The organism is Eikenella sp., assembly GCF_057315495.1.
The window spans coordinates 1-13,611 of the sequence record NZ_DBHKXY010000048.1 but is presented as its reverse complement, the minus strand read 5'-3'; the positions used below and the strand labels follow the sequence as shown (position 1 = coordinate 13,611).

Annotated in this window: 10 protein-coding genes; 7 read left to right on the top strand and 3 right to left on the bottom strand. The window is 58.0% G+C overall.

Annotation, left to right across the window (positions count from 1 at the left end; translation table 11 throughout):
• Nucleotides 1–44 precede the first annotated feature (44 nt).
• The 3 genes from radA to ACO6EE_RS08885 all read right to left on the bottom strand — a co-directional run bounded on the left by radA (nucleotide 45) and on the right by ACO6EE_RS08885 (nucleotide 3,062).
• Complete coding sequence (gene radA, locus ACO6EE_RS08895; protein WP_485960691.1) at nucleotides 45–1,427, bottom strand: DNA repair protein RadA; 1,383 nt, start codon at nucleotides 1,425–1,427, stop codon at nucleotides 45–47.
• A 71-nt stretch (nucleotides 1,428–1,498) separates the two neighbouring features.
• Nucleotides 1,499–1,948, bottom strand: coding sequence for a hypothetical protein (locus ACO6EE_RS08890; RefSeq protein WP_485960690.1), 450 nt, complete (start codon nucleotides 1,946–1,948; stop codon nucleotides 1,499–1,501).
• A 196-nt stretch (nucleotides 1,949–2,144) separates the two neighbouring features.
• The gene (locus ACO6EE_RS08885) at nucleotides 2,145–3,062 is read right to left on the bottom strand and encodes a hypothetical protein (RefSeq protein ID WP_485960689.1); all 918 of its coding nucleotides are present in this window, start codon (nucleotides 3,060–3,062) and stop codon (nucleotides 2,145–2,147) included.
• Nucleotides 3,063–3,516: 454 nt separating this feature from the next.
• Between ACO6EE_RS08885 and ACO6EE_RS08880 the strand changes: the two genes are divergently transcribed.
• The 7 genes from ACO6EE_RS08880 (at nucleotide 3,517) to ACO6EE_RS08850 (ending at nucleotide 13,499) form a co-directional block, all read left to right on the top strand.
• The gene (locus ACO6EE_RS08880; protein WP_485960688.1) at nucleotides 3,517–4,743 is read left to right on the top strand and encodes an aspartate kinase; all 1,227 of its coding nucleotides are present in this window, start codon (nucleotides 3,517–3,519) and stop codon (nucleotides 4,741–4,743) included.
• 87 nt (nucleotides 4,744–4,830) lie between these two features.
• Nucleotides 4,831–5,046 carry a hypothetical protein gene (locus ACO6EE_RS08875; RefSeq protein ID WP_485960687.1) on the top strand — a complete coding sequence of 72 codons (216 nt, stop codon included), beginning with the start codon at nucleotides 4,831–4,833 and terminating at the stop codon, nucleotides 5,044–5,046.
• Between the two features lie 496 nt (nucleotides 5,047–5,542).
• On the top strand, nucleotides 5,543–6,022 hold the full coding sequence (locus tag ACO6EE_RS08870; RefSeq protein WP_485960686.1) for an FKBP-type peptidyl-prolyl cis-trans isomerase: 480 nt from the start codon (nucleotides 5,543–5,545) through the stop codon (nucleotides 6,020–6,022).
• A 538-nt stretch (nucleotides 6,023–6,560) separates the two neighbouring features.
• The gene (locus ACO6EE_RS08865; RefSeq protein ID WP_485960685.1) at nucleotides 6,561–11,354 is read left to right on the top strand and encodes an NAD-glutamate dehydrogenase; all 4,794 of its coding nucleotides are present in this window, start codon (nucleotides 6,561–6,563) and stop codon (nucleotides 11,352–11,354) included.
• 11 nt (nucleotides 11,355–11,365) lie between these two features.
• Nucleotides 11,366–12,067, top strand: coding sequence for a tRNA (adenosine(37)-N6)-threonylcarbamoyltransferase complex dimerization subunit type 1 TsaB (tsaB, locus tag ACO6EE_RS08860; RefSeq protein ID WP_485960684.1), 702 nt, complete (start codon nucleotides 11,366–11,368; stop codon nucleotides 12,065–12,067).
• A complete protein-coding gene (gene rimI, locus ACO6EE_RS08855) occupies nucleotides 12,064–12,507 on the top strand; it encodes a ribosomal protein S18-alanine N-acetyltransferase (protein ID WP_485960683.1) in 444 nt (147 codons plus the stop codon). Before tsaB ends, rimI begins: the two co-directional genes overlap by 4 nt.
• Nucleotides 12,501–13,499 (top strand): uracil-DNA glycosylase, encoded by a 999-nt coding sequence (locus ACO6EE_RS08850; protein ID WP_485960682.1) that lies wholly within the window; start codon nucleotides 12,501–12,503, stop codon nucleotides 13,497–13,499. The genes rimI and ACO6EE_RS08850 overlap by 7 nt, the downstream gene beginning before the upstream one ends.
• Nucleotides 13,500–13,611 lie beyond the last annotated feature (112 nt).

Sequence of the window (13,611 nt, the reverse complement as noted above, 5' to 3'; positions counted from 1 at the left end):
CCTTGCAGGATAAGGCTTGCGGGGGGGCTTTAGCACCTTTTTTGTTACTTATGCCCCAAATCCCTACACAATCTCACCGCCTCGTCCAGCCGTTCCACGCCGAAGATTTCCAGGCCGGGGAATTCTTTTTTGCTGCGCGGCAGGTTGGCTTTGGGCACGATGGCGCGTTTGAAGCCGAGTTTTTCCGCTTCTTTCAGCCGCTCCTGCCCGCGCGCCACGGGGCGCACTTCGCCGCTTAATCCGACTTCCCCGAAGGCCACCATTTTTTCCGGCAGCGGCTTGTTGCGGAAGCTGGACACCATCGCCAGAATCACCGCCAAATCCGCCGCCGGTTCGCTGATTTTCACGCCGCCCACCGCGTTGATGAACACGTCTTGGTCGAAACAGGCGATGCCGGCATGGCGGTTGAGCACAGCCAAGAGCATGGCGAGGCGGTTTTGTTCGAGGCCGACGGTGAGTCGCTTGGGCGTGAAGCCGTGCGCGTCATCCACCAGCGCTTGGATTTCCACCAGCAGCGGGCGGCTGCCTTCTTGCGTTACCAGCACGCACGAGCCGGCCACGTCGTCGCGGTAGCTGGCGAGGAAGATAGCGGAGGGGTTGGACACGCCTTTGAGGCCGTTTTCCAGCATGGCGAACACGCCCAGCTCGTTGGCCGCGCCGAAGCGGTTTTTGATGGCGCGAATCATGCGGTAGTTGGAATGCTGGTCACCTTCGAAATACAGCACGGTATCGACCATATGCTCCAGCACGCGCGGGCCGGCAATCGCGCCGTCTTTGGTCACATGGCCGACAAAAATCATGGCGATGCCCATCTGCTTGGCCATGCGGGTGAACTGGGCGGCGCACTCGCGCACCTGCGACACGGAGCCGGGCGCGGAGGTGATTTGGTCGGAATACATGGTTTGAATTGAGTCGATGACCACCACGGCGGGCTGGTGCTGTTTCAAAGCAGCCTGCACCGCTTCCAAACGGATTTCCGCCAGCAGATGCACGCCGTCCGCATCCAGCCCCAGCCGCTGCGCGCGCAGGGCGACCTGTTGCGCCGATTCCTCGCCCGACACATACAGCACTTTGCGTTTTTTCGCCATCAGGGCAACGGTTTGCAGCAGCAGCGTGGATTTGCCGATGCCCGGGTCGCCGCCCAATAAAATCACCGCACCGTCCACCAGCCCGCCGCCAAGCACACGGTCGAGTTCGCCCATGCCGGTGGGCTCGCGCGGCACTTCGGCGGCAGTGACTTTGGAGAGTTCCTGCACTTGCGTGGTGTCCGCCGCCCACGATTGGAAGCGCGCATTCTTCGGCTCGGGCGCGGCCAGGCCTTCCTGCAAGGTGTTCCACTCGCCACAGTGCGGGCATTTGCCCTGCCACTTGGGCACGGTGCCGCCGCATTCGGTGCAGGTGTAGAGGATTTTGGGGGCTTTGGCCATTTGGGTTTCCTTTTATGGGGTGGGGTGCAGGCTGCTTTTGGGGTTTTCAGGTAGCCCTGCAGGCTGGGAAATCAGGGTTTTTGCCAAACACATAATGTGATTTTATCGCCGTGCAACTGCCGATAGCATTCCCAAATATTCGGCAGTCCGAAGCTACTATCGGAGATACGCCGCCGCTGTCTGTCCAGATAGAATACGCGGGCTGCGGAACGATAGCTCAAATCTTCTATTTCCTGCCTGACGGAAGTCAGGTAATAGTTTGGGTGGCGCTCGTCTTTCCAAGCATATGATGCGGTATAGATCAATGTACCGCCTATTTCATGTTTGACCGTCACACCGAGCGGGGCGGCTGCAGATATGAGCACATTCCTACATGGCGAAAGCCGGAAACTGCCGTTGCCGGTTTTCAACAGGCAGCGGGTATGTACCTCACCGAATCCTTCCCTCTGCGTAACCGTGTCCGCTTGACAAAGAGGGCTTATGGCAATGGCAGCCAAAAGGGATAACAATAATTTTTTCATAATAGCGCCTAGTAGTTTGGGATAGATGTTTATAGGTTAAAGCATCAACCCAGGGTCTGGGTTATCAATAATGGGATAACTTTCATCACAGAGAATAATCCGGGAATAGTACGTTAAATCATTTATCTGACTTAGCTTGGTCACCCCGACACCTTGCTTAATTGATCGATTCAGCCAGCAATATATGTTCACGCCGTCATTGCCATTCCACTGATTCGATGCGGTCGTCCTGCTGCAAAATATCGTTGAGCGCGGCGGCAAGGCGTGCCGTTACGGCGCGGGTATCGTGTTTGAACAGCCGCAGGCGGCGCACACAATCGGTGTGCGGTTCGATGAAGCAACGGAAGCGGTTTTCGCCGTCCGTCAAATTGGCGCAGCCGAGCCACAGAGGGAAATCCGCATTACCAACATCCACGCGCCAGCCCCAATCTTCCGCGTGGCAACCCGTCACGGAAAAGCCGCGCCGTGCCAGCCCTTCCGCCAAATATCGGGCGAGCGCCTTGCCGTAAATTTCAGGCGCGTTCGGTGTGTCGTCCGATTCGCAGGAAAAAGCAGCGCTGACAAACGAAACTTCGCGCGGAACGCCATCAATCTCATACAACGCGGCGTTGTGCAATGAGAGATAAGGCGGCGGCACGGCAGGCAGCCTGCACTTTTGCGGCGCGGAAAAATATCGGCACAACTCGGTCAGATAGCCGTCTGACAAAGCGTTCACGGCGGCAATTTCCGCAGGCATGCCCAATGCTTCCAACATGTCTGCACTACCATTCACCCACTCGGTAAACGCCTGCAATCGGGCAATATAATCATCGGGAAGCGGCAATACGCGCAAAAGCTCGTCGTCCGCCCAATTCAAATAGCCCGTGCGCAGATATTCATACACACTCTGCAGTTTGTGCCAACCGCCCGTCCAATCGCCAGCTTCCGCCAAAGCGTCATGGATATCGCGCGGATGCGTCTTGCGGTAATCCAGCCAGAACAAGGCAGCGTATGTGTTTTCGGGCAGCAGCGTTTTGGCCGCTTCGGTATATAGCCAACGTTCGAAATCGGCAGCGGACTGTCGACCGGCCAACACGGGCAGTAGCTGGGCAAACCATTCGGGGAGTTTGGGCATGGCGCGTCTTTCGTGATGGGGAAAGTGTAGGCTGCTTTTTTCGAGTTTTCCGGCTACCTGAAAACAGGGAACGGCACAGCCAGATCGGTTTTTTGCAAAGTAGAAACAGAGCTTTACTGTATGAAAGCGCGTGTACTTCTTCGTCAGGCGCGGATACGGCGTTCCAATTCATTCGACAGACGATTTCCTACACTAGTATTCAGCCAGGCGGATTGTAGCAAACCCTTTGCACGGCGGTTGGTTCAAAAAGGGAAAAGTTCTGCCGCGCAATACTGCTGCTACCCTAGGTAATGGCACAGCTGCGGCGATGTAAGGCTTGTTTTTTTATGCCGAACTGGCAATAATGCCGCTCTGCCTGATACATCGGCAAACTGTCCACTTCCCAATTTTCGGCCAATCCGTTGCTAAGGTGCGATACGGATTGGCTTCAAAAGTAAAGAGAGTATTCAAGCAAATGGCTTTATTGGTACAGAAATATGGCGGGACTTCAGTGGGAAGCCCCGAGCGCATTAAGAATGTGGCCAAACGCATTGCCCGCGCCCGTGCCGAAGGGCACGACGTGGTGGTGGTGGTGTCCGCCATGAGTGGCGAAACCAACCGCCTGGTGGCGTTGGCGCACGAAATTCAGGAGTTTCCCGACCCGCGCGAAATGGATGTGGTGTTGGCCACCGGCGAGCAGGTAACCATCGGTCTTTTGGCCATGGCGCTGATGGATATCGGCATTCCGGCCAAGAGCTACACCGGCTGGCAGGTGTTGGTACAAACCGATAATTCCCACACCAAAGCCCGCATCGAATACATCGACGACAGCAAAATGCGTACCGATTTGGCGGCGGGGAAAGTGGTGATTGTGGCCGGTTTCCAAGGCGTAGATGCCGAGGGCAACATCACCACGCTGGGGCGCGGCGGCTCCGATACTTCCGCCGTGGCGCTGGCCGCCGCACTCAAGGCAGACGAATGCCAAATCTACACCGATGTGGACGGCGTTTACACCACCGACCCGCGCGTGGTACCCGAAGCACGGCGCATGAACACCGTATCGTTTGAAGAAATGCTCGAACTGGCGAGCCTGGGCAGCAAAGTGCTGCAAATCCGCTCGGTGGAATTCGCCGGCAAATACAAAGTGCGCCTGCGCGTATTGAGCAGCCTCACCGATGGCGGCGAAGGCACCCTGATTACTTACGAGGAAGACCCAAACATGGAAAAAGCCATTGTATCCGGTATCGCATTCGACAAAAACCAAGCCCGCATCAACGTGCGCGGCGTACCCGACAAACCCGGCATCGCCTATCAGATTTTGGGCGCGGTGGCCGATGCCAACATCGATGTAGATATGATTATCCAAAATGCCGGCGAAGAAGGCACCACCGATTTCTCCTTCACCGTATCGCGCGGCGACTACCGCCACACAATCGAGCTGCTGCAAAGCGTGCAGGAAAGCATCGGCGCGGCCGATATTCACGGCGACGACACCGTATGCAAAGTATCCATCGTCGGCATTGGTATGCGCTCGCACATCGACGTGGCCTCCACCATGTTCCGCACCCTGGCCGAGGAAAACATCAATATTCAGCTGATTTCCACTTCCGAAATCAAAATTTCCGTGCTGATCGATGAAAAATACCTCGAGCTCGCCACCCGCGTGCTGCACAAAGCCTTCGGCCTCGACCGTCAACAGTAAGCATCCTGCCCCGCAGCCTCTCCGGCGCGGGGCATTTTTTACCCTGCACATTTTCAGGTAGCCTCAGCCCACACAGGAACACCACATATGATGAAAAACCGCAACTTCGGCAACATCACCGACCTGCTCGACGAGAAAAACATCAGCCCGGCCAAACGCCGCCGCATCCTCGCCACCGCCGCCGCACTGGATTTAATCGACACTGCCCTCAACAACACCGGCAGCCAGCACAAGCTCGAAGAAGAAATGGCACGCCTGCCGCAATACACCGCCGCCATCGAAGCCTTATTGAAGATAGATTAAAAGGGGCTCCGCTATCCCATCCCATTTTCAGGTAGCCCCTCCCCCAAAAGGCTACCTGAAAACACAATTTGAATATGCCAAGAGTGGGCCAACGTTACTATACCAGCCTTTTATTGGGCTACTCTAACCTGTATTCCAAGTAAAAAACTTTATCTTTTTGTAAACCAAGCATATTCACGAACCACTCTATCCCTGCTGCCCAAAAGGCTACCTGAAAGCCGCCTAGCCCTTCCCACGCACTGCCTTCCAGCCTACTAAAAATCAACAAAACCTAAAACAAATCAACAGAAACCAACAACCTCCAAACCAAACCACAACCCGTCACACCTAGGCCGCATCCGCCATTTCGCCTCATCGCCACACTACCGTGCATACAAACAAACAGAGTGTCGGCAAATCTCCCCTATCCCAGCCCAAGCCGCCGCCGCATTGCCTAAACCTGCCAATGAGGTAAAATAATGCCTTCCCAACCGTTCCCAAGCAGGAAAGACTTGCCATGAACATCGAAAAAAACACCGTAGTAACCCTGCATTATGAAATGTTTGATGCCAACAACCAGCTGATCGACAAAACAGAAGAGCCCATCGCCTATCTGCACGGCGGCTACGACGGCATTTTCCCGCTGGTGGAAGAAGCGCTGCACGGCAAAGCCGTAGGCGAAGAAGTGGATGTAACCCTTTCTCCTGACGACGCATTCGGCGAGCAAGACCCGGAATTGGTGCGCCTCGAGCCGCTCAATGTTTTCCCTGTGGAAGTGGAAGTGGGCATGATGTTTGAAGCCGACGACCCCGAAACCAGCGACACCCTGGTTTACCGCGTAACCGACATTGCCGACGGCAAAGCCGTGGTAGACGGCAACCACCCGCTGGCCGGCATGAAGCTGCGTTTTAAAGGCAAAGTGGCTGAAATCCGCCCTGCCACCGCTGAAGAAATCGCCCACGGTCATGCCCACGGCGAACACGGCCATCACCACTAATTATCATATTCGCCCAAATCAGGCGGGTTGCCATAAAGGCAGCCTGCCTGTTTGCTTTTCAAATCGCCCACAAACTTTAGTTTGGCAAAAATCCGCTCTCCTACGGCATCTACACTTTAGCTTCGCAGAAACTTCGTTGAAGCCGCGCTTTCAGGTAGCCTTCTGTTCCATATTGTCACGCAATAATCGCAACCTATTCTTTAAACAGCAAATAGCAAGATATGCTCCCACGATGGATTATCATATCTCTCTGACTTACCACCCTACATCCAAGAATATTGTTTCCGCCATAACAGCCTATAAATAAAGTATTTCAGCCATTACCTTGCCTGCCTCTAAGGCTACCTGAAACCTCTCCGCCACATCCTACCGCCACCGCCACGCCCACCCTACCTCAAACCACATATTTCGCGTATCATTAGCCAGTCTTAATTTTCATTATGACGGGTTAAAACCGGCAAAGAGCAACGCGGCCAAACTGCGTTGCTCGGGTTGCAATCCGCCATACCAACCCAAGAAGCTCAAGAGGAGCCCCAGCATGAACCTGCCGCCTCCCGTTTTGCGCCTGCAAGACAGTGCCCGCCAACAGAATTTTGCAGAAGATTTCCTCCCCTTCCTTGCCGGCTATTATCGCCAGGCCGACTTTGCCGACCTGGCCTGCTATAGCGACACCGAACTCTTATCTGCCGCCGATTCGCACCGCAAGCTCGCTCAAGAGCCCCGTGCCGCGGGCAAAGCAGTGGTACGCGTTTCGCCCACCGGCGACACCGTGCAGCACACATTGGTGGAAATTGTGGCCGACCACCTCCCCTTCTTGCTTGATTCCCTATTGATGCTGCTCAACCGTGAGCAGCGTGCGCCTTTGGCCGTGCTGCACAGTACATGGCAAGTAAAACGCAATGCAGACGGCAAAGCTGCCACTCTTGACGAAGCCGCCAAAGAAGGCAGCGCGCAGGAAACATTGGTGGCTGTATATCTGGAAGGCGGCGAGGCCGCACAAGACCAAAAACTGGCCGAACAAATCCGCAACCTCTTAGCCGAACTGGGTACAGTTGTAGAGAGCGAACACAAACTGCGCGGTCAGCTCTTGCTGGTTAACCAGATGATTCTGAACGAAGGCCGCAGCCAAGATGCGGAAATCGTCTCCTTCCTCAGCTGGCTGGCCGACCGCCATTTCCTCCTGATGGGCTTCTGCGAATACGATTTGGTCAACCATTCCGGCAGCCCGCGCCTGCAGGCCAAAGCCAATACGGCGCAAGGCATTCTCGCCGGTAACAGCAATCTGATTGCCGATGATTTTGCCGCCCTCTCCGATGCCGACAAGAAACAATGGCTGCGCCACAACCGCCTGCTGCTCAACAAATCACAGCAGCGCAGCCGCATCCACCGTCCGGCCTATCTCAACCAAGTCAGCATCCACAAACTCAACGCCAACGGCCAAGTTATCGGCCAATGGTGCTTCATCGGTCTCTACACCGCCGCCGCCTACACCGACAGCATCTGGAGCATCCCCATACTGCGCGGCAAAGCCGAATATGTACTGAAACACTTTGATTTTGCCGATGGCAGCCATCAAGAACACAACCTGCGCCACCTGCTGCAAACCTACCCGCGCGACGAGCTGTTTGAATCCAGCAACGAAGAGCTAGCCGAAGCCGCTGCCGGCCTGCTTGCACTGTGCCATCGCCCGCGCGTGCGCCTGTTTGCCCGCAGCGATGTATTCAAACGCTACGTTTCCGTGCTGTGCTATCTACCCAAAGAACAATTCGGCAGCCAACTGTGCCAACGCATTGCAGGCTACCTGAAAACCACTCTGGCCGCCGAAAGCTGCGAATACGCCGTGCAACTGACCGACGACAATCCGCTCGCCTGCGTCCAATTCCTGTGCCGCACCAACGCCGGCAAACTGCCCGCCTTTACCCGCAATGAGCTGGAGCAACATGTTGCCAGCCTGGCGGCCAATGCCGGAGCCGATAATGCTGCCGAAGCCGCTTCGCAGGCTGCCGTGCCGCAAGCCAAAGCCGAGCAGAAAAAGCAGCCAGCAGCCAAACCCAAAGCCAAGGCCAAAGCTGCCTCTGCCGCTCACGAAGACGACACCGCCTTCTCTGCCGCCTACCGCGAAGCCTTCAGCCCCGATCAGGCGATTACCGATCTCAAACACGCCGAACTCCTCAACGACGACCACGAGTTGGTTACCGTCTTCTCCGAGCAGGAAAACCCGGCCGCGCCCTACGCACTGCGCCTCTACACCCCGCAAATCAGCCCGCCGCTGTCACAAACCCTGCCCATCATCGGCAACATGGGTTTCGATGTGCATACCGCTGTGCCCTATCCCCTGCACACCGCGAACAGTGCCGTCGGCCTGAACCACTTCTCCCTCAAACCCAATGTGCCTGTCCACGCGCAAGCCGATGGCTGCGATGCCTTGGGCAGCGAACTGCCCGCGCTGTTTGCCGAAGTATGGGCAGGCCGTGTGGAAAATGACCGCTTCAACGCCTTGGTACTCTCTGCCGGCATCACCTGGCGCAACAGCATGCTGCTGCGCGCCATCGCCAAATACCTGAAACAGGCCACCCTGCCGTTCTCCCAAGAGCGCATCGAGCAAACCCTCATTCGCCATGGCGTCATCGCCGCCAAACTGGTGGAACTGTTTGCTGCCCGCCTGCACCCCGAAGAAGCCGACGAGAACCGTGCCCTGATGATCAACAGCGAGCTCACCGGCCTCTTAGCCGACGTACCCTCGTTGGATGAAGAGCGCATCATCAACGCCTTCCGTTCCGTGATTTTGGCGGTGTGCCGCACCAACTTCTGGCAAACCGACAAAGAAGGCTGCCCGAAATCCGAAATCAGCCTGAAAATCAAATCTAAAGACATCCCCTTCCTACCCAAGCCGCTCCCGCTGTTTGAAATTTGGGTGTACAGCCCGCGCGTGGAAGGCACCCACCTACGCGGCAGCAAAGTGGCACGTGGCGGCCTGCGCTGGTCCGACCGCTTCGACGACTTCCGTACTGAAGTGCTGGGCTTGGTGAAAGCGCAGATGGTGAAAAACGCCGTGATCGTGCCCGGCGGCTCCAAAGGCGGTTTCGTGTGCAAACAACTGCCCGATGCCGCTACCGACCGCGAAGGCTACCTGAAAGAAGGCATCGCCTGCTATCGGATATTCATCAACGCCTTGCTCGATCTCACCGACAACCGCACCACCGAAGGCATCGAGCCGCCGCAGCAGCTGCACCGCCGCGACGGTGATGATCCCTACTTGGTAGTGGCTGCCGACAAAGGCACCGCCTCCTTCTCCGATACCGCCAACGCTATCTCTGCCGAACACGGCTTCTGGTTGGACGACGCCTTCGCCTCCGGCGGCAGCGCCGGCTACGACCACAAAGGCATGGGCATCACTGCGCGTGGTACGTGGGAATCGGTAAAGCGCCATTTCCGTCATTTGGGCAAAGACATCCAAAATGAAGACTTCACCGTAGTCGGCATTGGCGACATGGGTGGTGACGTATTCGGCAACGGTATGCTGCTGTCCGAGCACATCCTGCTCAAAGCCGCCTTCAACCACCGCCACATCTTCATCGACCCGAACCCCAGCGCCGCTAAGAGCTTTGAAGAGCGCAAACGCCTGTTCCAAAGCGGCGGCGGTTGGGAAAAATACAGCCGTGCGCAGATTTCGCAAGGCGGCGGCGTGTATGAACGCAGCGCCAAGTCCATCGAGATTACGCCTGAAGTGAAAGCCTGGCTTGGTATCGAAGCCGACAGCCTCACCCCCAACGAGCTCATCCGTGAGCTGCTCAAAGCCGATGTGGAACTGATCTACAACGGCGGTATCGGCACCTACATCAAAGCCGCTTCCGAAAGCCACGCCGACGTGCGCGACAAAGCCAACGACGAAGTGCGCGTGAACGGCGGCGAAATGCGCGCCAAAGTGTTGGGCGAAGGCGGCAACCTCGGCGCCACCCAGCTGGGCCGTATCGAATACTGGCAAAATGGCGGCCGCTGCTGCACTGACGCCATCGATAATTCCGCCGGCGTAGACTGCTCCGACCACGAAGTAAACATCAAAATCCTGCTCGGCGAAACCGTGCGCGCCGAACGCCTAACGCTGGAAGAGCGCGATGAGTTGCTCCGGGACATGACCGGCGAAGTGGCGCAACTGGTGTTGCAAGACAACTATCTGCAAACCCAAGCCCTCTCCGTTGCCCAGCTCAACCCGGCAGGCTACCTGAAAACCGCTGCCGCGCTCATCCGCTATCTGGAAGAAAACGCCGGCCTCGACCGCGCCGTGGAATTCCTGCCGGATGAAGCCGAAATCAAACGCCGCGCCGAAGCCGGAGAAGGCCTGAGCAACCCGGAAATTGCAGTATTGCTGTCCTACAGCAAAATGCACTGCCAAGACAACCTCTTGGGCAGCGACCTTCCCGACGACCCCAACTTCCTGCCCGCGCTTATCCGCTATTTCCCCGCCCCGCTCCAGCAGCAATACGGCAGCGAAATGCAGCAGCACTACCTGCGGCGCGAAATCATCGCCAACCAGCTGGCCAACCGCGTCATCAACCGCATGGGTATGCACTTCATCCAGCGTTGCAGCGAAGAAAACCAAGCTTCCGTGGCCGATGTGGTACGCGCCTACTGGGTGGCCGATATCCTGCTCGACGGCGAAGAGCGTTTCCGCGCCGTGCAGGCGCTCGACAACCGCCTGCCTGCCGAAGCGCAAATGCGCCTGTGTGCCGACATTGCCGAGCTTATCGGCCATGTAGCCGGCCAGCTGCTGCGCAGCAAACGCCCCTTCGACAACATCGGCAGCCTCATCAGCCACTACCGCGCTCCCACCACCGAGTTCATGCAGCAACTGCCGGAGCGCATCCAGGCCGAAGAGCACCCCAGCATCGCCGAACGCGAAACCTGGCTCAGCAGCTACGATGTGCTCAGCCAGCAGGATGTGGCCATGCTCGCACGTCTGCCCTTTGCCGCCAATGTGTTGGCCGTAGTGGACTTGGCTGCCAAAATCGGCAAGCCCATTGCCACCGTTGCCAAAGCCTACTTCATGCTCTCCGAAAAACTGAACATGAGCTGGATCTACCGTGCCATCGCCAAACTGCCGAGCGACAACCAATGGCAGTCGCAAGCCGGTTTGGCCATGTATGAAGACGCCACCAACATCCATTTGGCGTTCACGCGCGACTTCCTGCAGGCCGGCAGCAACAGCCGTGCCGCCGCCAAAATCGCCGCAGCACGCAGCCAGATTGCCGACATGCAGCACTACGAACCGGCCGACTTATCTATGCTCTCCGCGCTGGTACGTAATCTGTCCAAAATCGTGGCAGCCAACTGAAGTTGCACAGCATGAACCACAGCATTTCCACCAAACAGCCGCTGCTCGCCATCGACACCTCCACCCAGTGGTTGTCGTTGGCGCTGCGGCACAACGGCCATACCAGTCTATTCCATCAGGAGACCGGCAACCGGCAGTCTGAACTCATCCTGCCGCAGATTGCCACCCTGCTGGATGCAGCCGGGTTGGCTGTGCACGAACTGGCCGCCATCGCCTATGCCCAAGGCCCGGGCGCATTTACCGGCCTGCGCATCGGTGCCGGTGTGGCGCAAGGCCTGGCTGCACCGTTTGGCATCACGCTCATCCCCGTGCCCTGCCTCGATGCGGTTGCTTCGCTCTGCCCCGGCCAAACTGCCATACTGGCTGCCACCGATGCGCGCATGGGCGAAGTGTTCTATGTCTGGTTCAACACCCAAACCCAACAATGCTTGAGCGATTACCAAGTGGGCAAAGCTGCTGAAATCAGGCTACCTGAAAACCTTTCAGGTAGCCTCAACCCGAGCAGCATCAGCGGCATCGGCAACGCTTTTGCCCTGCCCGAGCCCCCGCCCTTCCCCGGCTGTTCTGATATGCCCACCGCCGAGCACTACCTGGCGCTGGCCGCCTCCGGCCGCTATCCCGCTGTTTCCGCCGCCGAGGCCGAACTACTCTACGTGCGCAACAAAGTTGCCCTCACCGCTGCCGAACAGGCTGCGCGCAAAGGGGCGGCATGATTATCCGCCTTGCCCGCCCAGGCGACAGCGCCGCCTTGGCCGCGCTTGATGCGCAGTGTAATCCCTCACCTTGGTCGGAAAAGCAATTTGTCGCCTGCATCGGCCACGCCAACGAAACCGTGCTGCTGGCCGAACAAGGCCGCAAGCTGGCCGGGCTCATCGTGTGGCAAACCATCCTCGACGAAGCCGAACTGCACCTCATCGATACCGCCCCCGCCTACCGCCGCCAAGGCGTGGCCAGCCTGCTGCTCAGCCACCTGCTCAAACAGGCCGATGCCCAAAACATCCGCCGCATCTTCCTCGAAGTGCGCCACAGCAACCAAGCCGCCATTGCCCTGTATCAACAACACGGCTTCATTCCCTGTGGCAGCCGCCCCGGCTACTATCCCCGCCCCGACGGCAGCCGTGAAGACGCCCTGCTGATGGAGAAATCATGCTGAGCAGCCGCTACCTCCGCCTGCACGAAGCCCTCGGCCTCGGCCCCATGTGGCTCAAACGCAGCGCCCGCATTGCCGAACCAACCCTGCCTAGCCACAGCCAGCCTAAATCCCCTGCCAGGCTACCTGAAAGCGGCCACGGCGAGCTTCGCCCAAGCGGGCAAAACGAACTTCCAGCAAGTCCGGCTCACCCTACCGCCCCCGCAGCCCAACCCAGGCTACCTGAAAACAATCAAAGCGAACTTCGGCAAACTTCGGCCGGTGAGCTTCAGCAACATCCAAACCACACCCTTGCGCCAAACCAACCAGCTGCCCGCACCGCACAGCCCCCGCAAGGCCACCGCGCCGACGTGTTGGCTGCCATAGCCGCTCCGCAGCCATTCCAGCCCACTCCTGCTCAAACCGACAACGAAATCGACCCGCTCGCCGCCGTGCAACGTCTGTGGGCAGCACTGTCCCCAGCCACCTTCGCCAGCATTGAAGAGCTGCGACAGCAAGCCGCTGCCTGTGCCGCCTGTTCCCTGCACAGCCAGCGCAAACAAGCCCTCAGCGGCTACGGCGCCATACCCGCCCGCCTCATGGTGATCAGCCTCAACCCCGCCCCCAGCGACGACGAAACCGGCCAGCTCATCAGCGGCCGGCACGGCCGGCTGCTCGACAACATGCTCGCCGCCATCGGCCTGTCGCCCGAACAAGCCTTCCGCACCGCCTGGCTGCGCTGCACGCCGCGCATCGCCCTCAAAACCACCCCCGAAGAACAGGTGCGCTGCGCCGCCTTTATCCGCCAAGAATTCGCCTGGGTACAACCGCAAGCCGTTCTCCTGCTCGGCAACAGCTTCTACGATCCTGCCCGCCGCTGGCTGCTCGAACAGCTCATCGGCCACACCACCGCTTTCACCGTCCCCCACCCTGCCATCCTTCTACGCCAGCCCGAACTCAAAGCCCAAGCCTGGCTCACCCTCAAACAGCTCAAAGCCGCCTTGGCCAAAGCCTGAGTAAGCCGCACAATATTTTTCAGGTAGCCTTTCCCAGCAGGCTACCTGAAAATTTTTGGCATAAGTAACAAAAAAGGTGCTAAAGCCTCCCGCAAGCCTTATCCTGCAAGGC

Coding starts and splice junctions, on each gene's coding strand:
- radA (WP_485960691.1), bottom strand. CDS start 1,427: ATGGCCAAAGCCCCCAAAATCCTCTACACCTGCACCGAATGCGGCGGC.
- ACO6EE_RS08890 (WP_485960690.1), bottom strand. CDS start 1,948: ATGAAAAAATTATTGTTATCCCTTTTGGCTGCCATTGCCATAAGCCCT.
- ACO6EE_RS08885 (WP_485960689.1), bottom strand. CDS start 3,062: ATGCCCAAACTCCCCGAATGGTTTGCCCAGCTACTGCCCGTGTTGGCC.
- ACO6EE_RS08880 (WP_485960688.1), top strand. CDS start 3,517: ATGGCTTTATTGGTACAGAAATATGGCGGGACTTCAGTGGGAAGCCCC.
- ACO6EE_RS08875 (WP_485960687.1), top strand. CDS start 4,831: ATGATGAAAAACCGCAACTTCGGCAACATCACCGACCTGCTCGACGAG.
- ACO6EE_RS08870 (WP_485960686.1), top strand. CDS start 5,543: ATGAACATCGAAAAAAACACCGTAGTAACCCTGCATTATGAAATGTTT.
- ACO6EE_RS08865 (WP_485960685.1), top strand. CDS start 6,561: ATGAACCTGCCGCCTCCCGTTTTGCGCCTGCAAGACAGTGCCCGCCAA.
- tsaB (WP_485960684.1), top strand. CDS start 11,366: ATGAACCACAGCATTTCCACCAAACAGCCGCTGCTCGCCATCGACACC.
- rimI (WP_485960683.1), top strand. CDS start 12,064: ATGATTATCCGCCTTGCCCGCCCAGGCGACAGCGCCGCCTTGGCCGCG.
- ACO6EE_RS08850 (WP_485960682.1), top strand. CDS start 12,501: ATGCTGAGCAGCCGCTACCTCCGCCTGCACGAAGCCCTCGGCCTCGGC.